Origin of the sequence: Ottowia sp., assembly GCF_047601385.1 — a bacterium.
Classification (GTDB): domain Bacteria; phylum Pseudomonadota; class Gammaproteobacteria; order Burkholderiales; family Burkholderiaceae_C; genus Ottowia.
In genome coordinates, this window is sequence record NZ_JASGJP010000001.1 from 3,285,304 (window position 1) to 3,311,999 (window position 26,696).

A 26,696-nucleotide genomic window follows, 5' to 3' on the forward strand; every position below is an offset into this window, starting at 1 on the left:
TCCTTTCAGCCGACCAGCGGCGTGCGCGGCGGCAGGGCGGCCAGTTCCTCGTCCGACAGCGCGCGCGCCTCGCTCTCCAGCATGATCGGGATGCCGTCGCGCACCGGGTAGGCCAGGCGGGCCGAGCGCGAGATCAGCTCGTGCTTCTCGCGGTCGTGGTCGAGCGGGCCCTTGGTGACGGGGCAGACCAGCAGTTCGAGCAGTTTCGGGTCCATGCGCGGGTCAGGAGGAAGGTGGGCTGGGATGATAGCCCCGCGCGGCCAGCGCGGCGTCCAGCGCGGCGAAGAGCGCGGGCGGCAGCTCCAGTGCCAGCGGCACCGCCAGGGCGTCGGGCCAAAGGCGCCACAGCTTCACAGCATCTTTTTCGGTGCAAATCAGCTCCTGGCGCTTGTCTGACGGGCGCTGCCAGCTATTGAAATCGTAGTGATCTGGCAACGCTTCGCAGCGGGCCAGCGCCAGGCCGGCGGCGCGCAGCATGGCGAAGAAGTCTTCGGGCCGCGCGATGGCCGCCAGTGCGTGTACGGGCTGGCCGCGCAGGCTGGCCAGCGGCACACGCGTGCCGTCGGCGCGCATGGCCTCGGGCGCCAGCGCGCGCCGCTGCGCGAAGGCTGGCGCGCCGTTTTCAGGCGGCCGGGCGCCGCCGTACAGCACGGCATCGGCGGCGCGCGGCCAGGGCTCGCGCAGCGGGCCGGCGGGCAGCAGCCAGCCGTTGCCGATGCCGTCGCCGCCGAACACGCACACCTCCACGTCGCGCGCCAGCGCCAGGTGCTGCAGGCCGTCGTCGCACAGCAGCACGTCGGTGCCGGGGTGGGCGGCCAGCAGGGCGCGGCCGGCCTCGGCGCGGCAGCGCGCCACGAACACCGGCACGCCGGCGCGGCGGGCGAGCAGCAGCGGCTCGTCGCCCACGGCGCGCGGGTCGGCGTCGGGCGTGACCTCGCGGCAGCCGCCGTCGGTGCGTCCGTGGCCGCGCGAGACGATGCCGGGGCGCCAGCCGCGCGCCTTCAGGTGTTCGGCGATGGCCAGCGTGGCCGGCGTCTTGCCGGCGCCGCCGGCAACGACGTTGCCGACCACGATCACCGGCACCGGCAGCCGTTCGGCCCGCGCCCAGCCGCGCCGGTAGGCCGCGCGGCGCAGCGCCGCCAGCGCGCCATAGAGCAGGGACAGCGGCCACAGCCCGCAGGCCAGCGGTCCGCGCCGCTGCCAGGCGGCGCGCAGGCGGTGTTCGAGGGCGCCGCGGCGCATGGCGCGCGCTTAGGGCCTGTGAACGCTATGGGAGGGGATCGCGTTGCCTCGCCCAGGGGCTGGATGCCAGGCACCCGTGCGCGGCAAGGCCGGCGCCTTGCAAGCGCGGGCAACGCCGCAGACGGCCCCTGGGCGAGGCCACCCGAAGGGAAGCTGGGCACGGCCGGCCCCTCGGCGTTGCCGGCGTACGCACGGCGTCGCGCGCCTTGATGGGCGGGCTGTGCCGAGCTTCGCGACCCCTCCCATAGCGTTCACAGGCCCTGGTGCGTCAGCGCGCGTTGCCGCTGGTCTGCGCGGCGAAGGTGATGCGCGTCAGCCCTTCGCGGCGGGCGGCGTCCATCGCCGTGACCACGGCCTGCACGGGCGCGGCGGCGTCGGCGCTGATGATGAGGATGCTGTCCTGGCTGGCCAGCCCGCGCAGCGCGCTGGCCACCGCGTCCACGCTGCGCGCCTGAAGCGGCTGCTTGTTGACGGCGTAGCGGCCGTCGGCGGCGACGGCGACGATGATCTCCTTGGGCCGGTCGCGCGCGGCGTCGGCGTCGGCCACCGGCAGCAGCACCTGCAGCTCGGTGAACTTGCTGTAGGTGGTGGTCAGCATCAGGAAGATCAGGATCACCAGCAGCACGTCGATGAACGGGATCAGGTTGATCTCCGGCTCCTCGGGCGGGTGCGGGCGGAACTTCACCGCGCGGCCCCGTTGGCGCCGCCCGGGCACAGGCGCTCCAGGTGGCGGGCGAAGCGCTCGGCCGACAGCTCCAGCTCCAGCACGTAGCCGTCCACCTTGCTGCGGAAGTAGCGCCAGCAGATCAGCGCCGGAATGGCGATGACCAGCCCGAACGCGGTGTTGTACAGCGCCACCGAGATGCCGTGCGCCAGCTGCGCCGGGTTGCCGCCCGACAGCGCGCCGCTCGGCGCCTGCGAGCCGAAGATCTCGATCATGCCGATCACCGTGCCCAGCAGGCCCAGCAGCGGCGCCGCCGAGGCGATGGTGGCGATGGCCGGCAGGTAGCGCTCCAGCCGGTGCGCGACCTCGCGGCCGGCGCCTTCCATGGCGGCGCGCATGTCCTGAGCGGTGCAGCGCGGGTTCTGGTTGATGGCGCGCCAGCCGGCGGCCAGCACCTCGCCCAGCGCGGAGTGCGCGGCGAGCTGGTTCACCGTGTCGGGCGCCGGCACCGCCTCGCGCGAGACGCCGATGGCCTCGTCCACCAGACCGGGCGAGAGGATGCGGGCACGCTTGAGCTTGACGGCGCGCTCGACGATGAAGGCCAGCGCCAGGATGGAGCACAGGATCAGCGGCCAGATCGGCCAGCCGGCGGCTTGTATGATCGAAATCAAGGGTGGTTCTCTCCGTGGTGCGCGCGCCGCGCGGCGGGTCGGGCCGGCAGCGGAAGGAGCCTCAAGGCGCCAGCCGGCGATTATGGCGCACGCTATCCGCCGGGCCGCCTCGCCCATGCACACATTCTGTGGATAACTTTGTGAAGAACCCCTGGCTGTCGGCGCCCAGGCCGCGCCAATACTGGCTCCGTGACGAATTGCTGAAGCGATGGGCACGAAAAATACAAGAAAAATCAATAACTTGCACGTACTCTCGTGCTCGCCGCCCGACCGGTGGCGATGGCTTCGCCGCAGGCGCCGCCGTGTGGAGTAGTCGGGCAGGCGCGCGTGCGCCAACATCCCGCCAGCCCGCATGAACACTGGCTTTCTCGGCCCAGGCCCAGCAACGGCGCCGCGCGTGTGGCAAGTCGGGGCGCTGGCGCGCGCCGCCGCGGACGCGCTGGACGCGCGCTTCAACCCCGTCGCGGTGCGCGGCGAGGTCTCGGGCTTCACCCGCGCGGCCAGCGGGCACTGCTACTTCGCGCTGAAGGACGCCGCCGGCCAGCTGCGCTGCGCCATGTTCCGCCGCGCCGCCGCGCTGCTGGACTTCAACCCGCGCGAGGGCGACCAGGTCGAGCTGCGCGGCCGCCTGACGGTCTATGAGCCGCGCGGCGACCTGCAACTGGTGGTGGAGTCGATGGCGCGCGCCGGCCAGGGCGCGCTGTTCGAGCAGTTCCTGCGCCTCAAGGCCAGGCTGGAAGCCGAGGGCCTGTTCGACCCCGCCCGCAAGCGCGCGCTGCCGGCGCTGCCGCGCGGCATCGGCCTGGTCACCTCACCCGGCGCGGCGGCGCTGCACGACGTGCTGACGGCGCTGGCGCGGCGCGTGCCGCACATCCCCGTGCTGCTGGCGCCGGCCGCGGTGCAGGGCGCCGGCGCGCCGGCCGAACTGCGTGCGGCGCTACAAAAACTGTATCTGCTGGCGCAGGGTGGACGGGCGCTGGAGGCCGATTCGGCTCATAAGATCGATGTCATCCTGCTGGTGCGCGGCGGCGGCTCGATCGAGGACCTGTGGGCCTTCAACGACGAGCAGCTCGCCCGCGCCATCGCCGCCAGCCCGGTGCCGGTGATCGCCGGCGTGGGGCACGAGACCGACTTCACCATCGCCGACTTCGTGGCCGACCTGCGCGCGCCCACGCCCACGGCGGCGGCCGAGCTGGTCAGCCCGCCGCGCGCGCAGTGGCTGGCCGGCGTGGAGGCCACGGCCGAGCGCCTGGCGCGTGCCTTGCGCGGCCGGCTCGACGCCGAGGCCCAGCGCATCGACTGGTTGGCCGGGCGCCTGGGGCGGCCTTCGTCCGCCGTCGCCGCCGAGCGCACCCGGCTGGAGCGCCACGCCGCGCGCCTGCGCCACGCCCTGGCCCTGCGGCTGGAGCGCGAGCGCACGCGCCTCGACCGCGCCGGCGAGCGCCTGCCGCGCGCCGCCGTCCCCCCGCTGGCCGCCGGGCAGGCCCACCTGGCCCGCCTGGCCGAGCGCCTGCCCGCCGCCCTGGCGCGCCAGGGCGAGGCCGCGCACGAGCGCCTGCACCGCGCCGAGCTGCGCCTGGCCGCGCTCGACCCGCGCCGCGTGCTGGAGCGCGGCTACGCCTGGCTGGCCGACGAGGGCGGCCGCCCGCTCACCCGCGCCGCGCAGGCCGAGCCCGGGCAGGCCGTGGCCGCCACGCTGGCCGACGGGCAGGTCGATATGACCGTGGTGCGTCAGAGGTTGCGCTGAGTTCCTACAATCGACCGGCGCCAGGCGACCTAAGATCGCCCTGCGACCCTTACAACCCACGACAAAAGGATCCCACGATGGAACGCGTACTGCCGCCCCTGCCCTATCCCCACGACGCGCTCGCTCCCGCGTACAGCAAGGAAACGCTGGAATACCACCACGACAAGCACCACAAGGCTTACGTGGACAAGCTCAATGAGCTGCAAAAGGGCACCGAGTTCGAGCACATGGAGCTCGAAGACGTGATCAAGAAGGCCCAGGGCGGCATCTACAACCAGGCCGCGCAGATCTGGAACCACACCTTCTTCTGGCACTGCATGAAGCCGAACGGCGGCGGCGAGCCCACCGGCGCGCTGGCCGCGGCTATCACCAAGAAATGGGGCAGCTTCGCCGACTTCAAGAAAGCCTTCGTCACCAGCGCCGTCGGCAACTTCGGCAGCGGCTGGACCTGGCTGGTGAAAAAGGCCGACGGCAGCGTGGACATCGTCAACATGGGCGCCGCCGGCACCCCGCTGACCACCGGCGACACCCCGGTGCTGACGGTGGACGTGTGGGAGCACGCCTACTACATCGACTACCGCAACCTGCGCCAGAAGTTCGTCGAGACCTTCTTCGACAAGCTGGCCAACTGGGACTTCGCGGCCAAGAACTACGGCTGAACGCCCCGCCTGTGCCGGCAAGCCGCCTTCGGGCGGCTTTTTTTTATGGCTCAGCGGCCCGTAAGCGGCCCCTGTCATGATGTACGCTGTGCGTTTTCGCGCATCGATCGGCCACCACCCCAAGAATGAATTCCGGAGAACCCAGCATGAGCACCCCCCAGTCCACCATCGTCTACACCCTGACCGACGAAGCGCCCCTGCTGGCCACCGCGTCGCTGCTGCCCATCATCCGCGCCTTCACCGCGCCCGCCGGCGTGACGGTGGAAACCAGCGACATCTCGGTGGCTGGCCGCATCCTGGGCCAGTTCCCGGAATGCCTGACCGAGGCCCAGCGCGTGCCCGACAACCTGACCGAGCTGGGCAGGCTCACCCTCAAGCCCGAGGCCAACATCATCAAGCTGCCCAACATCAGCGCCTCGGTGGCGCAGCTCAAGGCGGCCATCAAGGAACTGCAGGGCAAGGGCTACAAGATCCCCGACTTCCCCGAGAACCCGAAGACCGACGAGGAAAAGGACATCCGCGCGCGCTACAACAAGTGCATCGGCAGCGCCGTGAACCCGGTGCTGCGCGAGGGCAACTCCGATCGCCGCGCGCCCCGCGCCGTCAAGGAATACGCGCGCAAGAACCCGCACAGCATGGCCGAGTGGAGCCAGGCCTCGCGCAGCCACGTCTCGCACATGCACAGCGGCGACTTCTACAGCGGCGAAAAGTCGATGACGCTGGACCGCGCGCGCAACGTCAAGATGGAGCTGGTCACCAAGAGCGGCAAGACCATCGTGCTCAAGCCCAGGGTGGCGTTGCAGGACCGCGAGGTGATCGACTCCATGTTCATGAGCAAGAAGGCGCTGCTGGCCTTCTACGAGAAGGAGATCGAGGACGCGCGCAAGACCGGCGTGATGTTCTCGCTGCACGTCAAGGCCACGATGATGAAGGTTTCGCACCCGATCGTGTTCGGCCACTGCGTGCGCATCTTCTACAAGGAAGCGTTCGCCAAGCACGCCAAGCTGTTCGACGAGCTGGGCGTGAACGTCAACAACGGCATGGTCGATCTGTACAACAAGATCGCCACGCTGCCGCAGAGCCAGCAGGACGAGATCAAGCGCGACCTGCATGCCTGCCACGAGCACCGCCCCGAGCTGGCGATGGTCGATTCGGCCAAGGGCATCACCAACTTCCACTCGCCCAACGACGTGATCGTGGACGCCTCCATGCCCGCCATGATCCGCAACGGCGGCAAGATGTGGGGCGCCGACGGCCGCCTGAAGGACGTCAAGGCCGTGATGCCCGAGAGCACCTTCGCCCGCATCTACCAGGAGATGATCAACTTCTGCAAGTGGCACGGCGCGTTCGATCCCCGCACCATGGGCACCGTGCCCAACGTCGGCCTGATGGCGCAGCAGGCCGAGGAATACGGCTCGCACGACAAGACCTTCGAGATCCCCGAGGACGGCGTGGCCAACATCACCGACCTGGACACCGGCGAGGTGCTGATGAGCCAGAACGTGGAGCAGGGCGACATCTGGCGCATGTGCCAGGTCAAGGACGCCGCCATCCGCGACTGGGTGAAGCTGGCCGTGACGCGCGCGCGCCAGTCCGGCATGCCGGTGGTGTTCTGGCTCGATCCGTACCGCCCGCACGAGGCGCAGCTCATCACCAAGGTCAAGATGTACCTGCACGAGCACGACACCAACGGCCTGCACATCGAGATCATGAGTCAGGTGCGCGCCATGCGCTACACGCTGGAGCGCGTGATCCGCGGGCTGGACACCATCAGCGCCACCGGCAACATCCTGCGCGACTACCTGACCGACCTGTTCCCGATCATGGAGCTGGGCACCAGCGCCAAGATGCTCTCCATCGTGCCGCTGATGGCCGGCGGCGGCATGTACGAGACGGGCGCGGGCGGCTCGGCGCCCAAGCACGTGCAGCAGCTCGTGGAGGAGAACCACCTGCGCTGGGATTCGCTGGGCGAGTTCCTGGCGCTGGCGGTGAGCCTGGAAGAGCTGGGCATCAAGGCCGGCAACGGCAAGGCCAAGCTGCTGGGCAAGGCGCTGGACGCCGCCACCGGCAAGCTGCTCGACAACAACAAGGGCCCGTCTCCCAAGACCGGCCAGCTCGACAACCGCGGCAGCCACTTCTACCTGGCGCTGTACTGGGCGCAGGAGCTGGCCGCGCAGACCGAGGACGCCGAGCTGGCCGCCAAGTTCAAGCCGCTGGCCAAGGCGCTGGCCGACAGCGAGCAGGCCATCGTCAAGGAGCTGGCCGACGTGCAGGGCAAGCCGGCCGACATCGGCGGCTACTACATGCCCGACCTCGTCAAGCTCGACGCCGTGATGCGCCCCAGCGCCACGCTGAACAAGGCGCTGGCTGCGCTGGCTTGAGCCGGGGTTTCAAGCCAAATCGGCCTCCGGTGCCCGTCCATAAAGCGCGGGAAGCTATTATTTAAATAGCGCATTGCGCAGCTTGGCGCCCGCCTTCAGGTGCCGTTGCGCGAACCAGCCCTGGTTCATCTCCAGCACGTAGCGCACCGGCTTGGCCGAGCAGTGGCTGGATTCATCCAGCGGCTTCATGTCGGCCAGGTTGACGATGGTGCCGTCGTCGGCCAGGAAGGCGGCCGTCAGCGGGATCAGCGTGTTCTTCATCCAGAAGCACTGCACGCCCGGCTGCTCGAACACGAACAGCATGCCTTCGTGCGGTGGCATGTCCTGGCGGAACATCAGGCCGGTCTGGCGTTCGTGCGGCGCGGCGGCCACTTGAGCGTCGATGCGGTACATGCCCGCCTGCAGGTTCACGCGCGGCAGGTTCATCTGCGGGCTGCCTTGCGCCAGCGCGGCCATGGCTGCCAGACCGAAGGCGGTGGCCACGAGGCAGCGCATAAGGGGAAGAAACGAAAGAAGGGCGGAGGTCATGGACATAAGCCTAGCAGGCAACGAAACGACCTTCACGCCGGACAGCGGCGTGCAACAGCGGCCTCGCCGAAATCGGGGAGAAAAAGGAAAAAAGCCCGCGCGAGCGGGCTTTTCGGTACAGACCGGGTTCAGGCGGCCTTGTGGGCGTGCTTGTGGCTCTTCTTTGCGGTCTTGTGCTTGGCCGGGGCTTTGGCGTGATGGCCCTTGGCCTTCGCGGGGGCTGCGGCAGCAGGTGCGGGGGCGGCTTCGGCGGCCGGTGCGGCAGGGGCGGCCGCTTGCGCGAAAGCCCCGGAAACGAACAGGCCAGCCGCGAGGAGAGCGAGGAATTTCTTCATAGGTGCCAATCGTTGAAAAGTCTGTCGGAAGCCATGCGAAAGGCCGCATGGTCCATCCTCAACGGCCGGGGCCGGGCGGCGTTGACACGGCTAGAATTTCTGCGCTCCGCCCGCTCCTCGCGCGGGCAGCGGCCACCACGGAGACAGCATTCATGACCGCCTACCAGCACATCCAGATTCCCGCCGAAGGCCGGAAGATCACGGTCAACCCCGACTTGTCGCTGAACGTTCCCGACCACCCCATCATCCCCTACATCGAGGGCGACGGCACCGGCGTGGACATCACGCCGGTGATGATCAAGGTGGTCGATGCCGCCGTGCACAAGTGCTACGGCGATGCGCGCCGCATCCACTGGATGGAGGTCTACGCGGGCGAGAAGTCCACCCGCGTCTACGGCCCCGACGTCTGGCTGCCCGAGGAGACGCTGGCGATCCTGCGCGACTACGTGGTCTCCATCAAGGGGCCGCTGACCACGCCGGTGGGCGGCGGCATCCGCTCGCTCAACGTGGCGCTGCGCCAGGAGCTGGACCTGTACGTCTGCCTGCGCCCGGTGCAGTATTTCAAGGGCGTGCCCTCGCCGCTGAAGGAGCCCGAGAAGGTCAACATGGTGATCTTCCGCGAGAACTCGGAGGACATCTACGCCGGCATCGAGTGGGAGGCCCGGAGCGACAAGGCGCGCAAGCTCATCAAGTTCCTGACCGAGGAGATGGGCGTTGGCAAGATCCGCTTCCCGGAGACCTCGGGCATCGGCGTCAAGCCCGTGTCCATCGAGGGCACCGAGCGCCTGGTGCGCAAAGCGATCCAGTACGCCATCGACAACGACAAGCCCAGCGTGACCCTGGTGCACAAGGGCAACATCATGAAATACACCGAGGGCGGCTTCCGCGACTGGGGCTACGCGCTGGCGCAGCGCGAGTTTGGCGCCGAGCCGATGGACGGCGGGCCGTGGTGCAGGTTCAAGAACCCGAACACGGGCCGGGACATCATCGTCAAGGACTCGATCGCCGACGCCTTCCTGCAACAGATCCTGCTGCGCCCGGCGGAATACAGCGTCATCGCCACGCTGAACCTGAACGGCGACTACATCTCCGACGCGCTGGCGGCCCAGGTCGGCGGCATCGGCATCGCGCCGGGCGCCAACCTGAGCGACAGCGTCGCCTGCTTCGAGGCCACCCACGGCACCGCGCCCAAGTACGCCGGCAAGGACTACGTGAACCCCGGCTCCGAGATCCTCAGCGCCGAGATGATGCTGCGCCACATGGGCTGGAAGGAGGCGGCCGACAAGATCATCGAAGCGATGGAGGCCGCGATCCAGAGCAAGCGGGTCACCTACGACTTCGCGCGCCTGATGGACGGCGCCACGCAGGTCAGCTGCTCTGGCTTCGGGCAGGTGATGATCGAGCAGATGTGAGGCGCCTGCGCCCAGCAAAAAGCCCGGCCGAGCCGGGCTTTTTGCTGATGGAGGCAGGCGCTCAATGCGCCATCGGCGGCTGTTCGCCGACCGCGGATGCCGGTGGCATCTCGCCCGGCAGCGGCTCCGCCGACTCGGTGCGGATGTGCATCGCCAGCAGCCCCTTGGGGCCCTGGTTCACCTCGTAGCTGACGCGGGCGCCCTCCTTCAGCGTCTTGAAGCCGTCCATGTCGATGGCCGAGAAGTGCGCGAACACGTCCGGCCCGCCGCCATCCGGCTCGATGAACCCGAAGCCCTTCAGGTCGTTGAACCATTTCACTTTGCCGTTGGCCATGTCTCGCTCCTTGGTGTTATGACTTCCGTCCTGGGCGAAGTGTGCTGTAACAACTTTGGGCTTGTCAATCAACCCTGCGGCACCGTGCTGGGATGGCGCGGAACTTGCCAGCGTTCCTGCCGTCGCTTGACGCGATCGATAGAATGGTTTCGATGGCAACTTCTCCCCCGACTCCGCCCAAGCCCGGCGGCCCGATCGCGCCGGTGCGCCAGCCCGACGGCGGCGGCGAGGTCGTGCTCGAACGCGTGCCGCAGAAGGTCAAGCCGCCGCAGATGTACCAGGTGGTGATGCTCAACGACGACTACACGCCGATGGAGTTCGTCGTCGTCGTCATCCAGGAATTCTTCGGCAAGGACCGCGAGACGGCCACCCAGATCATGCTCAAGATCCACCTGGACGGCAAAGGCATCTGCGGCGTCTATTCGCGCGACGTGGCGGCCACCAAGGTGGACCAGGTGCTGGACGCGGCGAAGCAGGCCGGCCACCCCCTCCAGTGTGTCAGCGAGCCGGTCGAATGAGGGCGCGGACCATGGCGTTGAATATCACCGAACTTCCCCCATTTGCGTTTATCGAAGCCGGGAGCCCGTCGTAAGCTGTCGGCGTAAAAGGAAAGCACCATCATGATCGCCCAGGAACTGGAAGTCAGCCTCCACATGGCCTTCGTCGAGGCCCGTCAGCAGCGCCACGAGTTCATCACCGTGGAACACCTGCTGCTGGCCCTGCTGGACAACCCCAGCGCCGCCGAGGTGCTGCGCGCTTGCTCGGCCAACATCGACGACCTGCGCAAGTCGCTGACCAACTTCATCAAGGACAACACGCCCCAGGTGGCCGGCACCGACGAGGTGGACACGCAGCCCACGCTGGGCTTCCAGCGTGTGATCCAGCGCGCCATCATGCACGTGCAGTCCACCGGCAACGGCAAGAAGGAGGTGACCGGCGCCAACGTGCTGGTCGCCATCTTCGGCGAGAAGGACTCGCACGCCGTCTACTACCTGCACCAGCAGGGCGTGACGCGGCTGGACGTGGTGAACTTCATCGCCCACGGCATCCGCAAGAGCGACCCGCCCGAGCAGCCCAAGCAGCCCGACGGCCAGCAGGCCGGCGGCGGCGAGGCCGAGGAGGGCGGCAGCGAGCGCAGCGAGAAGGCCTCGCCGCTGGAGCAGTTCACCGTCAACCTGAACCAGAACGCCAAGGACGGCAAGATCGACCCGCTGATCGGCCGCGAGTACGAGGTCGAGCGCACCATCCAGATCCTGTGCCGCCGGCGCAAGAACAACCCGCTGCTGGTGGGCGAGGCCGGCGTGGGCAAGACCGCCATCGCCGAGGGCCTGGCCTGGCGCATCACCGAGGGCAACGTGCCCGAGGTGCTGGAGGGCGCCATCGTCTACGCGCTCGACATGGGCGCGCTGCTGGCCGGCACCAAGTACCGCGGCGACTTCGAGCAGCGCCTGAAAGGCGTGCTCAAGGGCCTGAAGGACAAGCCCGGCGCCATCCTGTTCATCGACGAGATCCACACGCTCATCGGCGCCGGCGCGGCGTCGGGCGGCACGCTCGATGCGTCCAACCTGCTCAAGCCGGCGCTGTCGTCGGGCCAGCTCAAGTGCATCGGCGCCACCACCTTCACCGAGTACCGCGGCATCTTCGAGAAGGACGCGGCGCTGTCGCGCCGCTTCCAGAAGGTGGACGTGGTCGAGCCTTCGGTGCCTGAAACCATCGAGATCCTCAAGGGCCTCAAGACCCGCTTCGAGGAGCACCACAGCGTCAAGTACGCCGCGGCCGCGCTGCAAGCCGCGGCCGAGTTGTCGGCCAAGTACATCACCGACCGCCACCTGCCCGACAAGGCCATCGACGTGATCGACGAGGCCGGCGCCGCGCAGCGCATCGCCCTGGCCAGCAAGCGCAAGAAGACCATCGGCAAGCACGAGATTGAGGAGATCGTCGCCAAGATCGCGCGCATCCCGCCGGCCAGCGTTAGCAACGACGACCGCAGCAAGCTGCAAACGCTGGAACGCGACCTGAAGAGCGTGGTGTTCGGCCAGGACAAAGCGCTGGAGGTGCTGGCCGCCGCCGTCAAGATGGCGCGCTCGGGCCTGGGCAAGGGCGACAAACCGATCGGCTCGTTCCTGTTCAGCGGCCCCACCGGCGTCGGCAAGACCGAGGCGGCCAAGCAGCTGGCCTACATCATGGGCGTGGATCTGATCCGCTTCGACATGTCGGAGTACATGGAGCGCCATGCCGTCAGCCGCCTGATCGGCGCGCCTCCCGGCTACGTCGGCTTCGACCAGGGCGGCCTGCTGACCGAGGCCATCAGCAAGAAGCCGCACTGCGTGCTGCTGCTCGACGAAATCGAGAAGGCGCACCCCGACATCTTCAACGTGCTGCTCCAGGTGATGGACCACGGCACGCTGACGGACAACAACGGGCGCAAGGCCGACTTCCGCAACGTCATCATCATCATGACGACCAACGCGGGCGCCGAGACCATGAACAAGGCCACCATCGGCTTCACCAACCCGCGCCAGGCGGGCGACGAGATGGCCGACATCAAGCGCCTGTTCACGCCCGAGTTCCGCAACCGGCTGGACGCCATCGTCAGCTTCAAGCCGCTGGACGAGCAGATCATCCTGCGCGTGGTGGACAAGTTCCTGCTGCAGCTGGAGACGCAGCTGGCCGAGAAGAAGGTGGAGGTCACCTTCTCCGACACGCTGCGCAAGTTCCTGGCGAAGAAGGGTTTCGACCCGCTGATGGGCGCGCGCCCGATGCAGCGCCTGATCCAGGACACCATCCGCAAGGCGCTGGCGGACGAACTGCTGTTCGGCCGCCTGATCGAAGGCGGGCGCCTGTCGGTGGACCTGGACGACAAGGACGAGGTGCTGCTCGACATCACTCCGCTGCCCAAGCGCGAGCGCGCCAAGGGCGCCGAGCCGGCCGAGCCGGAAGAGGAATTGGCGGCGGATTGACGCCCGCCCCCCTCTGAAGGAAAAGGCTGGTTGCCTGCGCAACCAGCCTTTTGCTATTTAGTTGATAGCTGCTGGCGCTTGACTGGAGGGCGCTGGAGCCCTATTTGGCATCGAAAACCAGGCAGGTCGTGGTGGCGTGCGCGTAGAGTGTGCCGTCCGGCCCCACCAGCCGCGCTTTCGGTCTGGAACCGGCTCCCTGACACTCATGAATCTTCGGCGGATGGTCTTCAGTCCAGCAGATAACGCCAACCCACCGAAGCTTCCAGTTCGCGGCCCAGCGAGCGTCGCTCCAGGCTGAACACCACGGCGTGCGTGCGGGACAGCGGATAGATCAGCCGTCCATGGACGCCGAGATTGGACGGCTGCCGGCCGTAAGCCACGCCCAGGTTCAACAGCAGGCCTCGCGCGCCGGTTTCTCGGTACAGGTCGAGCGCAACCGCTTGCTGGGTACCACTGGCCCGCTCGCGGCCGTTGTAGTACGTGCCGGCTACCGTCCACTGGCGGTCGAGGTCGTAGCTCAGGCCACCGAACAGCAAACTGGCATTCCAAGGTGACGAGAAACTTTTGCGGCCGCCCAGATACACCTGCAGCGGGCCGGTGCCGGCCGCGCCCAAGCGGCGAGTGAAGCGCAGTTCCACTCGATGCTCGGCCGGGCGCGCGTCGCGTTCGCGCCGCTCCAGGCTGGCCGACCACCGCAGGCCGCCTTCCGTCTGTGCGTGGTAGCCCACGCGGGCCTGCCAGGCAGGAAGAGGGGTGCTGTCGGTCAGGCGCTCGGCGGGCAGCTCGCGGCTGTTGCGGCCCAGGCTGAATTCCACGCCCTCCTGGGCGTTGACCAACAGCATCAGCGCGGCGCTGGCCGTGGTGGCCGTGCCGGCGGCCAGCCGGGCCATGCCCAGGCTGGCATCGAAGCGCAGGCGGAAGCTCTGGTCGGCGGCCTGCAGGCCGCGGCTGGCCTCGGGATCGCCAGGCGTCTCGGCCAGCACTTGCCGGAAGCTTTCGCGCGCAGTATCGGGGCGCAGCTGATACAGGTCCAGCCAAGCCAGGCCCAGACGGGCTTCACGGCTGGCCGGCTCGGCCTGCTGCGCCTGCTGGTAGAACTCGCGCGCCGCTTCGGCTCGGCCCAGGGCGCGGGCGACACGGGCGCGCCCCAGCAGGGCGGGTTGCGAGGCGGGATCGCCGCGCCGCAGATGCGCATAGAGAGCATCGGCCTCGATGAAGTCGCCATGCCATTCGAGAGTGACGGCCAGATCGAAGGTTGGCGCGGTTTCTTCCGGTGCCATGGCATGGGCGCGGCGCAGCGCGGCCAGCGCCGCATCCAACTGTCGCTGGTCGCGGGCCAGCACGCCCTGCAGCCAGGGCACGTGCCAGTCGGCGGGCTGGGCTTCGGCGCAGCGGGCCAGCAGGGCGGTGATCTGTGCCACGGGCTGCGGACGCTCGGCCAATCCGCGCTGGGCGGCGCCCAAATCGCAGGCGGGCAGCGGGGGTGGCGCGGCTGTAGCCTGCCCTTGGGCGGCGCAGGGCCAGGAGGGCAGCAGGACGAGGGCGAGGCCGAGGGTCTGTGCGGAGCACAGGATTCGTCTTGAGGCGGCGCGGCGGCTCATAGCATCTGGGCCAGCCATCGCAGGGCCAGTACGGTCGCGAGGCTGACGGCCAATGCCAGCGCTTCGCGGGCGATCAGGCGCCGCTCCATTGCCTGGTCGGTCGCCAGCAGGCGCTGGAAGGCGTCCGAGGGCGCGCACGCTGCCGTGGCGGGCGGCAGTCCGGCCGGCGCTGCATCCAGCGGCAGCGGGCTGGGCGGCACGCCGCTCAGGAGGGCAGGATGTGGGCCTTGCCCGATTTCTCTGTCTTGTCCCATTGCAGGCTCGTCTGGCGGAATTCCGCGACATAGGCCGCGAAGGTGATGGCGCATTGCAGCGGGCCGTAGCCCACCAGCACCAGCAGGAAGTTGCACAAGCCGCGCGGCAGGCCGGCCTTCTCGGCGCGGTAGGTGGCCCAGGCGGCCAGCATGCTCAGCGCCGTCCAGGAATAGATGAGCAGCATCAGCAGGTCGAAGCCGCTCCGTATCAGGTGTGGGTGGCCAGTGCGCGGCAGCGCCGGCAGCAGGTGCGCCGGCGTGAAGGAGAACAGCATGATGGCCAGCGATACCAGCCCCGGATAGGTGATGCCCTCGAACCAGGACCGGCGGCCGGTGCCGGGGTCGATCAGGCAGCTGTACAGGGTGACGAACAGGTGGGCCGCGATGCTCAGGCCCCAGAAGCTGGCCAGCAGCAACCAGGCCTCTCTGGGATCGAGCAGGTACAACGACACCATGCCCACCGAACCCATGATCATGAACACCGGCATCAGCACGATGCTGAACCACATCACGCCGAAGGGAACGGACGACAGCCGGGTGGCGCCGAAGGGGTTGAACCACATGCGGCGGAAATGGCGAGTCAGTTGCAGGTTGCCGCGTGACCAGCGCAGCCGTTGCTTCCACAGCGCCACCAGGCTGCCGGGCTCTTCGGCCCAGACCACGGCGTTGCCGTCGAACACCGCCTGGTTGCCGGCCAACTGGGTGCGGAAGGTGGTGAAGGTGTCCTCGGCCAGGGTGCTGGTATCGATGGCGCCGCCGATGGCGACGAGGTTCTCGCGCCGGTGCAACTGAGCGCCGCCGGCCAGGCAGGCCAGGGCGCCCATCACGTTCTGCGCCCGGCGCGAGGCGGCCTGGGCGGTGACGTACTCGAAGGCGATATAGCGCGACACCAGGTTGTCGGGCTGGCTGCCTTCCTTGATGTAGGCCGTGACCGAGCCCACCCGCGGGTCGGCCAGGTGACGCGCCATGCGCCGCAGCGTGGGGGCCTCGAACAGCACGTCGGCGTCCATGATCAGCACCGCCTCCGCCCAGGGCTCGCGCAGCACCGCCTCCAGCCCATGGTTGAGGGTGTGGGCCTTGCCCTGGCCGCCGCGCTCGCGCCGCAGGTGCACGACCTGGCCGGGGTATTCGCGCGCCTTGGCTTGCACTACCTCGGGCGTGTCGTCGGTGCTGGCGTCGTCCACCACGTAGATGCGCAGCGCCCCGGCCGGGTAATCCATGCGAACCAGCATGTCAATGCTGGCGGCCACCACCAGGCCTTCGTTCCAGGCCGGCACCAGCACCGCGACCCGCGGCGTGAAGTCGCCACATTGCCCGTAGTGATTGCGCGCCCCATGCATCCCCACCATCAGAAACTGCATCAGCGCCGCCGCCACCGGCAGCATGCTCAGCAGGATCAGGGCCACGCAGAACATGCCCAGCCAGGTGAGGGAAATCATGCGGGCCGGTATACCACAGCGCCCGGGCCGCGGGGCGTGCACAGGCCGCACAATAGGCCCATCGGATCGGCCTGTCTCGCGACGGCAGCAACGCATGAAGATTCTTCTCACGGGGGCCGGCGGCCCGGCCGCCATCAGCGTCTGGAAAAGCCTGGGCGCCAGCCACGAACTCCACATGGCCGACATGGACCCGCGCGCCCCCGGCCTGTACCTGGTGCCGGCGCCGCAGCGCCTGGTGCTGCCGCGCGGCGAAGCGCCCGGCTTCGCCGACGAAGCCCTGGCCGCCTGCCGCTCTCGTGGCATCCAGGCCCTGGTGAGCACCGTCGATGCCGAACTGGTGCCGCTGGCGCTGCGCCGCGCCGACTTCGAGGTCGCCGGCATCCAGCTGCCGCTGTCCCCGCTGGACACCCTGCGCCTGTGCCGCGACAAGCTGGCGCTGCTGGCGCACCTGCACGGCGTGGTGCCGGTGCCGGTCCATGCGGTGCTGACCGAGGCGCCGTTCGAGCTGTCCGCGCCGCTGCCCTGGTTCGCCAAGCCGCGTGGGGGCTCCGGCTCGCGCGACCTCACCCTGCTGGAGACACGCGCGGCCCTGGCCACGCTGCCCCGCGACGGCTCGCTGCTGGTGCAGGAATACCTGCCCGGCGAGGAGTATTCGGTGGACGTCTACGTGCGGCGCGACGGCGAGGTGGTGGCCGCGGTGCCGCGCGAGCGCATGAAGACCGACTCCGGCATCGCCATCACCGCCCGTACCGTTCGGGTGCCGGAGGTGGTCGATGCCGCCGTGCGTGCCGCGCGCGGCGCTGGCATTCGCCACGTGGCCAACGTGCAGTTCCGCCGGGGCGCCGACGGTGTTTTCAAGCTGCTGGAAATCAATCCGCGCTTCCCCGGCACGCTGCCGCTGACCACCGCCGCCGGCGTGGACATGCCGGCGCTGCTGGTGGCTGAACTTGAGGGGCGTTCGCTGCCGGATGGCCTGCTGCCGTTCGAGGAGCTGATGTCGGTGCGCTACCTGACCGAGAAATTCGTCGATCCGCAGGAATGGAGGGCGCTGTGCCAGTGACCGCCTGGCTGCTGCGCCATGGGCAAAGCGTGGCCAACGCCGGCCTGCCCACTGACAGCCACGAAGACGTGGCGCTGACCGAGGTGGGCGAGGCGCAGGCGCGGGAGGCGGCGCTGCGGGTCGTGCAGCAGCCCGACCTCATCGTGATCTCGCCCTTCCTGCGCGCACAGGCCACTGCCCGGCCGCTGCGCGCGTGCTGGCCGGCGGCGCCGGTGCAGACCTGGCCCATCCAGGAGTTCAGCTACCTGGCGCCGGTGCGCTGCCGCGGCACCACGGCGGACATGCGCCGTCCCTGGGTGCGCGACTACTGGGAGCGCGCCGACCCCGGCCACTGCGATGGCGAGGGCGCCGAGTCGTTCGCCGGCTTCATGCGGCGGCTGGCCGATTTCCGCGCCCGCCTGCTCGGCCTGGGCGACGCCTTCGTGGTGGCGGTGGGCCACGGGCAGTTCTTCAAGGCCTGCCTCTGGGGCGAAGCGCTGGGCTATCCGGCCACCGCTGCCGGCATGGCCGCCTACCGCGCGGCGGAAATCAGCCAGCCGATGCGCAATGGTGAAATTCTGATCTGGCAGCCGGTGCCGCCTGCCACCGGCGAACTGGACCTGGAGCGTGCCCTGAACTTTCTGGATGGCGATACCGAGATACTGCGTGAACTGCTGGCTACCTTTGGGCGCGACGCGTTGCCGGAGTTGGCGGGCTTTCGCGCGGCCATCGCCGAGAGCAACCGGGCCGGCATCCTGAAATATCTGCATAGGCAGGTGCCTACGCTGGCCATCATCGCTACCGAAAGCCTGCATGCCCAGGCGCAGGCGCTGTACCAGCAGTTGCGTGCACGGCAGCCTGCCGCCGGGGAGGGCGTGGGCGACCTCGCGTTGCAGCGCTGCGCCGGCGTGGCCGATGCCATGGACCGCCTGCTGGCGCAGGCGGCGGCTCAGGTGTCGCGCTGACGCTTCACCTCCATCGGCTCGGCCAGGCCGTAGCCGCAGAAGCGGCCCCAGTAGCGGGCGGTGGCGCGGATGAAGTCTTCCTGCAGGTAGGCTCGCTGCACCGTCTGGCTGCGGTAGGCCGCGATGGCGCGCAGCTTGTCTTCCAGGTGGCTGGAGATGTCGATGAACAGGTGCGGCTGGAAGGCTACCGTGCTGGAGGGCGACTGGTAGCAATAGAGATTCGGCACCTCGCGCGCCGCCACGATGGTGGCCAGGTGGGCGTTGCGATGGTCCTGGTGGTTGTCGTTCTGCGAATGCGTATAGACATGGGTGGGCCGCAACTCGGCGATCTGCCGCTCGATCACGGAGATGGTTTCCCGGCTCTCGGAGATGGCGGTGTCGTGCAGACCGCCCCAGCGCAGCGTGGCGTTCAGCACGGCGGCGGCCTGGTGAGCCTCCTGGTCGCGTTCTGTCGGGTCGCCCCCGTACATGCCCTGGCTGAGGGTGAGGATCACCAGACTGTCGCCGTGCGCACGGTGCTTGGCCAGCGCGCCGCCGCAGCCGATCTCGACGTCGTCCGGATGGGCGCCGATGGCCAGCACCAGCTTGCGGTGGCGGCGCCGGCGTTCGGCCGCCTCGCCGGCCATACGGGTGGCGTTGGCCAGCAATTCCTCTTTCGCGACGGGCTTGAACAGCAGGCCATCGGCATGGCCCTGCAGCGCGCGCTGGGCATAGTCTGCGCTGCGGTGCGCGGTGATCACCAGCACCGGTGCCCATGGGTCGGCGGCCTTCACCGCCTCCAGCAGGGCCAGGCCGTTCATGTCCGGCAACTCCACGTCGGTGATCACCAGGTCCCAGGCGTGGGCGGCCGCCTGCCGCAGACCTTCCTCGCCGGTGTCCACCGCGGTCACCGCCGCCAGTCCATCGGCCTCCAGCCAGCTTCGCAGCAGCAGGGTGTGCACGGGGCTGTCCTCGATCAGCAGAATCTGCAGGCTGGCGGCTGGATGCATGCATGAAAGATACACGATGGCTTGCGCGCCGCTCGTGCAGTCTTCCACGGCGTTGCCTCCGCGCTACCATGGCGCATGACTCAGCAGGATTTGGGCGAGCTGCATCGCTTCGCGGTGGATGCCTCGGGCCTGGCGCCGTGGGAGTGGGACATTCCTTCGCAGCAGGTGTTTCTCAGTCCGCAATGGTCGCGGCTGATCGGTCCCACCGGTCATCTTCTGCGCATGGAAGATCTGCTGGCCCGCATTCATGCCAAGGACGTGGAGGGGGTGCGGCGCAGGCTGGAGGAAAGCGTGCAGGGCCTGCGCCCGCGCTTCCAGGCCGAGTTCCGCATCCAATTCGGCGAGGAATGGCTTTGGACGGAAGCCCTGGGCACGGTGACCCAGCGCGACGCCGCCGGCCGCGCGCTGCGCATGATGGGCACCGCCGCCGATATTTCACAGCGTCGCCGCACGCAGGAAGCGCTTGTCGCCGCGCGGCGCAGCGCCGAGGCCGGCGACCGTGCCAAAAGCGAGCTGCTGGCCAACGTCAGCCACGAGATGCGCACGCCGCTGAACGCCATTCTTGGCTTGACCAACCTGCTGCTGCAATCACCGCTGAACGACGAGCAGCGCAACTTTCTGCACCTGATCGACAGTTCGGCGGGCAACCTGCTGGCGCTGCTGAACGACGTTCTCGACTTCTCCAAGATGGAGGCCGGCAAGCTCAGCTTCGAGCAGGTGCGCTTCGATCTGCGGCGCTGGCTGAACGATCTGGTGGCGCCGCATGCGCTGGCGGCGGGAAAAAAAGGACTGCGGTTCGAAACCCAGGTCGCGTCTGAGCTGCCGCAGACCCTGGTGGGTGATCCGGTGCGGCTGCGCCAAATCCTGTCCAATCTACTGGCCAACGCGATCAAGTTCACCGCAAAGGGCCGCATCGCAGTTTCGCTGGCCCTGGGGCCGGACAATGGTGACCTGGGCGGAGTGCGCCTGCGCCTGCTGATGGAGGTGCGCGACACCGGCATCGGCATCCCGGCCGACCAGCAGCAGGCGATTTTTGAGGCTTTCACCCAGGTCGATGCCTCCACCACTCGCCGCTACGGTGGCTCTGGGCTGGGTCTGGCCATTTCCGCGCGGCTGGCGTCGATGATGGATGGCGCCATCCGCGTGCACAGCGAGCCGGGGCAGGGCAGCCAGTTTCAGGTGTCGGTGACCCTGACCCAGATGGACGATGCGCCGGACACCACCCTGATTGCACCGCTGGCCTCCGAAGAAATCGCGCTGGCCGGCCGCAAAGTTCTGTTGGCCGAGGACAACGCCGTCAACGAGCTGCTGATGCGCCGCATGCTCAAGCAAATGGAATGCAGCGTGGAGGTGGCGCGCGACGGCAGCGAGGTGCTGGCCCTGTGGCAGCGCCAGCCCTTCGATCTGATCCTCATGGACGTGCAGATGCCGGGTCTCTCGGGTTTCGACGCCACCGCGCGCATCCGCAGGCATGAGGCCCGCGCCGGCGGCCACATGCCCATCGTCGCGTTGACTGCCCACGCCATGCCAGGCGATCGTGAGGAGTGCCTGGCTGCCGGCATGGACAGCTACGTCAGCAAGCCGGTGTCGGCTGAAATGCTCACGCAGGCCATGCGCTCAGCCCTGGGCGCTGGCGTCGCCGGCCCGCAGGTGCTGCTGCCCGCTCTGGACTTGCTTCTCCCGGATGTCTCCGCCGCCCCGCCCGGAGCGGCGGCGGCCGCCGCGGCGCCGCTGGATCAGTTGCGCTCCGCGCTGCAGCGCCGTGATGGCGCGGCCGTGCTGGTGGCGCTGATGGATATCGAGTCCTGGTTGTTGCAGGGCCGCGACGCCGGGAATGCTCTGGCCATGGCCACCAGCCTGGCCAACGCCGCGCGCCAGGGTCATTGGGCGCTGCTGGTGCAGGCGCTGCCGGTGTTCGAAAAGAAAGTGCAGCGCGCTGGAGGATGAGTGCGGGCGACCGCGTTGCAGTGGTGGCTCAGATAACTTGCTCGTTTGTCTGGATCTGCCTTTTTGCAACGTGCCCTTCCTTGTTGGCGCCAACCTCGAACACCAGACACGTCGTGGAGGCGTGCGCGTAGAGTGTGCCGTCCGGCCCCACCAGCCGCGCTTCGGCCGTGGCGAGCTGGCGGCCGCAGTGCACCACCTGGCCGATGGCGCGCACCCGCCGCACCTTGGGCGTGATGGCCTTGACCAGGTTGAGGCCCAGCTCCGCCGTGGTGTAGGCGCGGCCCGGCGGCATCATCGTGTGCACGGCGCAGCCCAGCGCCGAGTCCAGCAGCGTGGCGAACCAGCCGCCGTGCACCGTGCCCAGCGGATTGAGGTGGCGCTGCGAGGGCGTGCCCTGGAACACCGCGCGGCCCGGCCCCACCTCGATGACGGTGAAGTCCAGCGTCCTGGCGATCTCGGCGTAGGGCAGGGTGCCGTCCGTGATGCCCTGCATGATCTCCAGCCCCGTCTTGCCCGCGATTTGCTCGGGGCGGGCCACGCCCGGGCCGGGGCCGGCGTCGAGCCGGGCCTGCACGCGGGCTTCGTCCTCCAGCCAGCGTTCGAGTTCGTTCGTCTGTGCCATGTGCGCTCCTCGTGATGCAGCCAAAATTATTGCATATACAATCATTTCCATGAGCACCGCCGCCCGCCCGCAGGGCTGCACCAACTTCAAGCTGCGCCAGCTGATGCGCCGCGTGGCGCGTCACTACGACGCCGAGTTGGCGCGCGCCGGCCTCAAGACCACGCAGTACTCGCTGCTTTCGCACGTGCTGCACCTGGGGCCGCTGCGGCCGGTGGATCTGGCGCGCGAGATGGGCCTGACGCCTTCGACACTGACGCGCAACCTCCAGCCGATGGTGGCTGCGGGGTGGCTGGAGCTGGCCGACGGCCCCGATGCGCGCAGCCGCTTGGTCGCCATCACGCCGGCCGGTCGAGCCAAGCGCGCCGAGGCGCAGCGCCGCTGGCGTGCTGCGCAAGAGGGGTTGAATGCGCTGCTCGGCGTGGAGCGCGTGGCTGCGCTGCACGCTCTGATCGACGACAGCCTGGGCCTGCTGGCCGGCGGCGAGGACGAGGGCGCGCACGACGAATGACGGCGCGCCGACGCTTCGGCCGGTGCTGCTAGCATGGTTCCGCGCTCATTACTTTTCACGCCTCACGAGGAGACCCATGTTCAGCCACATCATGATCGGCACCAACGATCTCGAAAAATCCAAGCGGTTCTACGACGCCGTGCTCGCCGTCATCGGCGCCAAGCCCGGCATGGTGGATCGCCACCGCGTGTTCTGGCGCGCCAATGGCGGCACGTTCAGCGTCAGCCAGCCGATCGACGGCCAGCCGGCCACGCGCGGCAACGGCTCGACCATCGGCTTCGCCATGGCCAGCCCCGAACAGGCCGACCAGTTCCATGCCGCCGCCATCGCGCACGGCGGCGTGGCCATTGAAGACCCGCCCGGCTGGCGCGGCGGCCCTGGGGGCATGTATCTGTGCTATTTCCGCGACCCGGACGGCAACAAGATCTGCGGCCTGCATCGTCCGCCCAAGGCTTGAGTCTTTAAGCCAAATCAAGCTCCAGCGCCCGCCAGACAAGCGCGAGCAGCTATCAAATCAATAGAGATGGCGCGGCGCCAGATCATGCGCCATGCCGGCGCCCGGACCGCGCCACGATCCAGGCGGCGCTTGCCACCATCAGCGCCAGGCCGTACCAGGTCAGGGCGTAGACGGCGTGGCTGTTGTGAAAGCGCACCACGGTCATGCCGGGGCGGGGGCCGTCGGCGGGCGCCGCCGTCTGGCCGGGCAGGCCGGCATCGATGAAGAAAGGCGCGGCGGGTGCCAGCCCTTGGGCGGCCGACATGGCCAGCACGTCGCGCGAATGCCAGCGCCCGGCCTGCGGGTCGTTGCGGCGCAGAAAGCCACCGCCCGGCTCGTTCATGCGCAGCAGGCCGGTGATGGTGGTGGCGTCGGCGCCGGGCGCGCGCGGCGCGGCCCAGTCCTGGCGCGCCGACGCGGGCACGAAGCCGCGGTTGATCCAGACGAACGATCCGTCCGGCAGCCGCAGCGGCGTCATGACCCAGAAGCCGGCGCCCAGTTCGGTGGCCGCCTGAGACAGCAGCGTTCTGTCCGCCAGCAGGCGGCCATGGATTTGCACCGGCTGGTATTCGTGCCGCGCTGTGGTGATGTTCGCCCACGGGCCGAGGCTGCCGAGCGGCACGGGCGCCGCGTGGATGCGCTGCTCCACCCGCGCGATCAGATCGAGTTTCCAGGCGCGGCGCTGCACCTGCCAGGTGCCCAGGGCGATGAAGGCGGCGAACAGGGTGATGCCTGCCAGCGCGAGCGCCGCCAGGGGCCAGCGGGAACGCGGGCGGGCGGGCGGCTCGTGGTCGTGGGGAGGCTCAGTTGGTGGCCGCGCCGCCATGGCCGTGCGGCGCCGCGGGCGCCTGCGTGGCGGCGGGCGCGCTGCCCGCCGCGTGTTCGGCATGGCCCGGCATCATGTGGGTGTTCATGTGGAACATGACCCACAGGGTGCCGGCGATGGTGATGGCCACGAAGACCACGCTGAAGATGGTGGACAACATGGTCCAGCCGCCTTCCGCCTTGCCGTTCATGTGCAGGAAGCAGACCATGTGCACCAGAATCTGCACCACGGCGAAGGCGCCCAGCGCCAGCACGGCGGTGCCGCGGTTGCTGATGACCCCGGCCATCACCAGCCAGAAGGGAATGGCCGTCAGCACCACCGAGAGGAAGAAGCCGATGATGTAGGACGAGAAGCTGCTGTGCGGGCCGTCGTCGTGGTGGTGGCCATCCGCATGCCCGTGGGCCGGGCCGGCGTGAACATCGTGCGTGCTCATCACAGCACCCCCATCAGGTACACGAAGGTGAAGACGCCGATCCAGACTACGTCCAGGAAGTGCCAGAACATCGACAGGCACATGAGGCGGCGCTTGTTTTCGCGGATCAGGCCGTGCTTGCCGATCTGGATCATCAGCACCACGAGCCAGACCAGGCCGAAGCTCACGTGCAGGCCGTGCGTGCCCACCAGCGCGAAGAAGGCCGACAGGAAGGCGCTGCGCTGCGGGCCGGCCCCTTCGTGGATGAGGTGCGCGAACTCATACAGCTCCAGTGCGATGAAGGCCAGCCCGAACAGGCCCGTGACCAGCAGCCAGCCCAGCGTGGCGGGCACGTTGGCCCGCTGCTTGCACAGCATGGCGAAGCCGAAGGTGATGGACGACATCAGCAGGAAGGCGGTGTTGAGGGCCACCAGCGTCAGGTCGAACAGCTGCGCGCCGGTGGGGCCGCCCGCGTAGCTGCGGCCCAGCACACCGTAGGTGGCGAACAGCGCCGCGAAGATGAGGCAGTCGCTCATCAGGTAGAGCCAGAAGCCCAGGGCGGTGCCGTTCTCGGGGTGGGGCTCGTGCGCCAGGTGGTATTCGCGCGCCGGCAGGGCGGCTGCGCCGGCATGGAGGGTGTGCGTGTCAGACATGGGTGGCCGCGAGTTGCTGGGTGCGCAGGTTTTCGGCTTCCGTCACCTCGGCGGCCGGGATGTGGTAGTCGCGCTTGTAGTTGAAGGTGTGGACGATCGCCGCCAGCACCATCGCAGCGAACGACAGCCCCGCCAGCAGCCACATGTGCCAGATCAGCGCGAAGCCCAGCACCAGCGAGAGCATCGAGATCACCACGCCCGCAGCCGTGTTGGCCGGCATGTGGATGGGCTGGAAGCCGGCCAGGGGGCGCTGATAGCCGTGCTTCTTCATGTCCCACCAGGCGTCGATCTCGTGCACCACGGGAGTGAAGGCGAAGTTGTATTGCGGCGGCGGCGAGGAGGTGGCCCACTCCAGCGTGCGGCCGTTCCACGGGTCGCCGGTGGTGTCGCGCAGCTGGTCGCGTCGCAGGTAGCTCACCCCGAGCTGGATGATGAAGCAGGCGATGCCCAGCGCGACGATGGCAGCGCCGCAGGCGGCGATCACGAACCAGATCTGCAGGGACGGATCCTCGAAGTGGCTCACGCGGCGCGTGATGCCCATCAGCCCGAGGATGTACAGCGGCATGAAGGCGACCCAGAAGCCGACCAGCCAGCACCAGAACGAGCACTTGCCCCAGAACTCGTCGAGCCGGTAGCCGAACGCCTTGGGGTACCAGTAGTTGATGCCCGCGAACAGCCCGAACACCACGCCGCCGATGATGACGTTGTGGAAGTGCGCGATCAGGAACAGGCTGTTGTGCAGCACGAAGTCGGCCGGCGGCACGGCCAGCAACACGCCGGTCATGCCGCCGATGGCGAAGGTGCACATGAAGCCGATGGTCCACAGCATCGGCACCGTGAAGTGGATGCGGCCCCGGTACATGGTGAACAGCCAGTTGAAGATCTTGGCGCCGGTCGGGATCGAGATGATCATCGTTGTGATGCCGAAGAAGGTATTCACGCTGGCGCCCGAGCCCATGGTGAAGAAGTGGTGCAGCCACACCAGGTAGGACAGGATGGTGATGCAGACCGTGGCGTACACCATTGAGGTGTAGCCGAACAGGCGCTTGCGGCAGAACGTGGCCACCACCTCGGAGAAGACGCCGAAGGCGGGCAGGATCAGGATGTACACCTCGGGGTGGCCCCAGATCCAGATCAGGTTCACGTACAGCATGGCGTTGCCGCCCAGGTCGTTCGTGAAGAAGTTGGTGCCGACGTAGCGGTCCAGGCTCATCAGCGCCAGCGCCGCCGTCAACACGGGGAAGGTCGCCACGATCAGCGCGTTGGTGCACAGGGCGGTCCAGATGAAGACGGGCATCTTCATCAGGTCCATGCCCGGCGCGCGCATCTTGAGGATGGTGACGATCAGGTTGATGCCCGACAGCGTGGTGCCCACCCCCGCGATCTGCAGCGACCAGATGTAGTAGTCGAGCCCCACGCCGGGGTTCTGGTTGCCCAGGTTCGACAGCGCCAGCCAGCCGGAGGTGGAGAATTCGCCGAGGAACAGCGAGGCCATCACCAGCACCGCGCCGGCGGTGGTCATCCAGAAGCTGAAGTTGTTCAGGAACGGGAAGGCCACGTCGCGCGCGCCGATCTGCAGCGGTATCAGGTAGTTCATCAGCCCCGTGACCAGCGGCATGGCGACGAAGAAGATCATGATCACGCCGTGGGCGGTGAAGATCTGGTCGTAGTGGTGCGGCGGCAGGTAGCCCAGGTTGTCGCCGAAGGCCATGGCCTGCTGCAGGCGCATCATGACGGCGTCGGAGAAGCCGCGCAGCAGCATCACGATGCCGAGCACCATGTACATGATGCCGATGCGCTTGTGGTCGATGCTGCAGAACCAGTCGCGCCACAGCGGTCCCCAGAGGCGGAACTTGGTGAGGACGGCCAGCAGCGCGATGCCGCCCAGCACCACGGCGATGAAGGTCCACAGCACGATGGGCTCGTGCGCCATGGGCACGGAATCCCAGGTCAAGCGGCCGAGGAGCAGGTGGGGCGCGGTGGGTTGTTCTGTCATGTCGAGCGCGTCGCCG

General features: G+C 68.6%; 27 protein-coding genes and 1 pseudogene. 11 read left to right on the forward strand and 17 right to left on the reverse strand.

Annotated features, from left to right (window positions below; all coding sequences use genetic code 11):
* Positions 1-5: 5 nt before the first annotated feature.
* The 4 genes from QM772_RS15950 to QM772_RS15965 all read right to left on the reverse strand — a co-directional run bounded on the left by QM772_RS15950 (position 6) and on the right by QM772_RS15965 (position 2,577).
* A complete protein-coding gene (locus tag QM772_RS15950; RefSeq protein WP_415138175.1) occupies positions 6-215 on the reverse strand; it encodes a Trm112 family protein in 210 nt (69 codons plus the stop codon).
* Between the two features lie 7 nt (positions 216-222).
* Positions 223-1,242 carry a tetraacyldisaccharide 4'-kinase gene (lpxK, locus tag QM772_RS15955; RefSeq protein WP_415138177.1) on the reverse strand — a complete coding sequence of 340 codons (1,020 nt, stop codon included), beginning with the start codon at positions 1,240-1,242 and terminating at the stop codon, positions 223-225.
* A 268-nt stretch (positions 1,243-1,510) separates the two neighbouring features.
* The gene (locus tag QM772_RS15960; protein ID WP_415138179.1) at positions 1,511-1,927 is read right to left on the reverse strand and encodes an ExbD/TolR family protein; all 417 of its coding nucleotides are present in this window, start codon (positions 1,925-1,927) and stop codon (positions 1,511-1,513) included.
* A complete protein-coding gene (locus tag QM772_RS15965; protein WP_415138181.1) occupies positions 1,924-2,577 on the reverse strand; it encodes a MotA/TolQ/ExbB proton channel family protein in 654 nt (217 codons plus the stop codon). The genes QM772_RS15960 and QM772_RS15965 overlap by 4 nt, the downstream gene beginning before the upstream one ends.
* Positions 2,578-2,929: 352 nt before the next feature.
* Between QM772_RS15965 and xseA the strand changes: the two genes are divergently transcribed.
* From xseA to QM772_RS15980, 3 genes are all read left to right on the forward strand, one after another.
* Positions 2,930-4,324, forward strand: a complete 1,395-nt coding sequence (gene xseA, locus QM772_RS15970) for an exodeoxyribonuclease VII large subunit (RefSeq protein ID WP_415138183.1) — start codon at positions 2,930-2,932, stop codon at positions 4,322-4,324.
* 77 nt (positions 4,325-4,401) lie between these two features.
* The gene (locus QM772_RS15975) at positions 4,402-4,983 is read left to right on the forward strand and encodes a superoxide dismutase (RefSeq protein WP_415138185.1); all 582 of its coding nucleotides are present in this window, start codon (positions 4,402-4,404) and stop codon (positions 4,981-4,983) included.
* A gap of 146 nt (positions 4,984-5,129) precedes the next feature.
* Entirely contained in the window at positions 5,130-7,364 is a 2,235-nt protein-coding gene (locus QM772_RS15980; RefSeq protein ID WP_415138187.1) for an NADP-dependent isocitrate dehydrogenase, read from the forward strand.
* A 57-nt stretch (positions 7,365-7,421) separates the two neighbouring features.
* Here the strand turns inward: QM772_RS15980 and QM772_RS15985 are convergent, their stop codons facing one another.
* Positions 7,422-7,892: a DUF192 domain-containing protein gene (locus tag QM772_RS15985; protein ID WP_415138189.1), complete on the reverse strand. Its 471-nt coding sequence runs from the start codon at positions 7,890-7,892 to the stop codon at positions 7,422-7,424.
* 128 nt (positions 7,893-8,020) lie between these two features.
* Positions 8,021-8,227 (reverse strand): hypothetical protein, encoded by a 207-nt coding sequence (locus QM772_RS15990; RefSeq protein WP_415138191.1) that lies wholly within the window; start codon positions 8,225-8,227, stop codon positions 8,021-8,023.
* A gap of 152 nt (positions 8,228-8,379) precedes the next feature.
* Here QM772_RS15990 and icd point away from each other — a divergent pair, with 152 nt between their 5' ends.
* Complete coding sequence (gene icd / locus QM772_RS15995) at positions 8,380-9,639, forward strand: NADP-dependent isocitrate dehydrogenase (protein ID WP_415138193.1); 1,260 nt, start codon at positions 8,380-8,382, stop codon at positions 9,637-9,639.
* Positions 9,640-9,700: 61 nt separating this feature from the next.
* On the opposite strand, the gene QM772_RS16000 is transcribed toward icd, so the two are convergent.
* Positions 9,701-9,973, reverse strand: coding sequence for a cold-shock protein (locus QM772_RS16000; protein WP_415138195.1), 273 nt, complete (start codon positions 9,971-9,973; stop codon positions 9,701-9,703).
* Between the two features lie 143 nt (positions 9,974-10,116).
* On the opposite strand from QM772_RS16000, the gene clpS reads away from it, so the two are divergent.
* Together clpS and clpA are read left to right on the forward strand one after the other, a co-directional pair.
* Complete coding sequence (gene clpS / locus QM772_RS16005; RefSeq protein WP_415138197.1) at positions 10,117-10,491, forward strand: ATP-dependent Clp protease adapter ClpS; 375 nt, start codon at positions 10,117-10,119, stop codon at positions 10,489-10,491.
* 102 nt (positions 10,492-10,593) lie between these two features.
* Positions 10,594-12,933, forward strand: a complete 2,340-nt coding sequence (gene clpA / locus QM772_RS16010) for an ATP-dependent Clp protease ATP-binding subunit ClpA (protein ID WP_415138199.1) — start codon at positions 10,594-10,596, stop codon at positions 12,931-12,933.
* Between the two features lie 100 nt (positions 12,934-13,033).
* On the opposite strand, the pseudogene QM772_RS16015 reads toward clpA, so the two are convergent.
* The 4 genes and pseudogenes from QM772_RS16015 to QM772_RS16030 form a co-directional block, all read right to left on the reverse strand.
* A pseudogene (locus tag QM772_RS16015) lies at positions 13,034-13,111 on the reverse strand (aromatic compound catabolic protein); the annotation flags it as partial.
* A gap of 49 nt (positions 13,112-13,160) precedes the next feature.
* The gene (locus QM772_RS16020; protein ID WP_415138201.1) at positions 13,161-14,534 is read right to left on the reverse strand and encodes a tetratricopeptide repeat protein; all 1,374 of its coding nucleotides are present in this window, start codon (positions 14,532-14,534) and stop codon (positions 13,161-13,163) included.
* Positions 14,531-14,734, reverse strand: coding sequence for a hypothetical protein (locus QM772_RS16025; RefSeq protein ID WP_415138203.1), 204 nt, complete (start codon positions 14,732-14,734; stop codon positions 14,531-14,533). The genes QM772_RS16020 and QM772_RS16025 overlap by 4 nt, the downstream gene beginning before the upstream one ends.
* Before the next feature lie 5 nt (positions 14,735-14,739).
* The gene (locus QM772_RS16030) at positions 14,740-16,227 is read right to left on the reverse strand and encodes a glycosyltransferase family 2 protein (protein WP_415138205.1); all 1,488 of its coding nucleotides are present in this window, start codon (positions 16,225-16,227) and stop codon (positions 14,740-14,742) included.
* A 94-nt stretch (positions 16,228-16,321) separates the two neighbouring features.
* On the opposite strand from QM772_RS16030, the gene QM772_RS16035 reads away from it, so the two are divergent.
* Together QM772_RS16035 and QM772_RS16040 are read left to right on the forward strand one after the other, a co-directional pair.
* On the forward strand, positions 16,322-17,287 hold the full coding sequence (locus QM772_RS16035; RefSeq protein WP_415138207.1) for an ATP-grasp domain-containing protein: 966 nt from the start codon (positions 16,322-16,324) through the stop codon (positions 17,285-17,287).
* Positions 17,278-18,231, forward strand: a complete 954-nt coding sequence (locus tag QM772_RS16040) for a histidine phosphatase family protein (protein ID WP_415138209.1) — start codon at positions 17,278-17,280, stop codon at positions 18,229-18,231. Before QM772_RS16035 ends, QM772_RS16040 begins: the two co-directional genes overlap by 10 nt.
* Here the strand turns inward: QM772_RS16040 and QM772_RS16045 are convergent.
* On the reverse strand, positions 18,216-19,268 hold the full coding sequence (locus tag QM772_RS16045; RefSeq protein ID WP_415138211.1) for a response regulator: 1,053 nt from the start codon (positions 19,266-19,268) through the stop codon (positions 18,216-18,218). The genes QM772_RS16040 and QM772_RS16045 overlap by 16 nt on opposite strands.
* A gap of 27 nt (positions 19,269-19,295) precedes the next feature.
* Here QM772_RS16045 and QM772_RS16050 point away from each other — a divergent pair, with 27 nt between their 5' ends.
* Positions 19,296-21,167 carry a response regulator gene (locus tag QM772_RS16050; RefSeq protein ID WP_415138213.1) on the forward strand — a complete coding sequence of 624 codons (1,872 nt, stop codon included), beginning with the start codon at positions 19,296-19,298 and terminating at the stop codon, positions 21,165-21,167.
* Between the two features lie 28 nt (positions 21,168-21,195).
* Here the strand turns inward: QM772_RS16050 and QM772_RS16055 are convergent, their stop codons facing one another.
* Positions 21,196-21,789 (reverse strand): PaaI family thioesterase, encoded by a 594-nt coding sequence (locus QM772_RS16055; RefSeq protein ID WP_415138215.1) that lies wholly within the window; start codon positions 21,787-21,789, stop codon positions 21,196-21,198.
* Between the two features lie 49 nt (positions 21,790-21,838).
* Between QM772_RS16055 and QM772_RS16060 the strand changes: the two genes are divergently transcribed.
* Together QM772_RS16060 and QM772_RS16065 are read left to right on the forward strand one after the other, a co-directional pair.
* On the forward strand, positions 21,839-22,297 hold the full coding sequence (locus QM772_RS16060) for a MarR family winged helix-turn-helix transcriptional regulator (RefSeq protein WP_415138217.1): 459 nt from the start codon (positions 21,839-21,841) through the stop codon (positions 22,295-22,297).
* Between the two features lie 76 nt (positions 22,298-22,373).
* The gene (locus QM772_RS16065; RefSeq protein ID WP_415138219.1) at positions 22,374-22,754 is read left to right on the forward strand and encodes a VOC family protein; all 381 of its coding nucleotides are present in this window, start codon (positions 22,374-22,376) and stop codon (positions 22,752-22,754) included.
* An 82-nt stretch (positions 22,755-22,836) separates the two neighbouring features.
* Here QM772_RS16065 and QM772_RS16070 read toward each other — a convergent pair whose 3' ends face one another.
* Genes QM772_RS16070 through cyoB form a run of 4 tightly spaced genes read right to left on the reverse strand, consistent with a single transcriptional unit; the run spans position 22,837 to position 26,680 of the window.
* Entirely contained in the window at positions 22,837-23,619 is a 783-nt protein-coding gene (locus QM772_RS16070) for an SURF1 family protein (protein ID WP_415138221.1), read from the reverse strand.
* Positions 23,597-24,052, reverse strand: coding sequence for a cytochrome o ubiquinol oxidase subunit IV (gene cyoD / locus QM772_RS16075; RefSeq protein ID WP_415138223.1), 456 nt, complete (start codon positions 24,050-24,052; stop codon positions 23,597-23,599). The genes QM772_RS16070 and cyoD overlap by 23 nt, the downstream gene beginning before the upstream one ends.
* A complete protein-coding gene (gene cyoC, locus QM772_RS16080; protein ID WP_415138225.1) occupies positions 24,052-24,684 on the reverse strand; it encodes a cytochrome o ubiquinol oxidase subunit III in 633 nt (210 codons plus the stop codon). Before cyoC ends, cyoD begins: the two co-directional genes overlap by 1 nt.
* Positions 24,677-26,680, reverse strand: a complete 2,004-nt coding sequence (gene cyoB, locus QM772_RS16085; RefSeq protein ID WP_415138227.1) for a cytochrome o ubiquinol oxidase subunit I — start codon at positions 26,678-26,680, stop codon at positions 24,677-24,679. Before cyoB ends, cyoC begins: the two co-directional genes overlap by 8 nt.
* Positions 26,681-26,696: the final 16 nt, after the last annotated feature.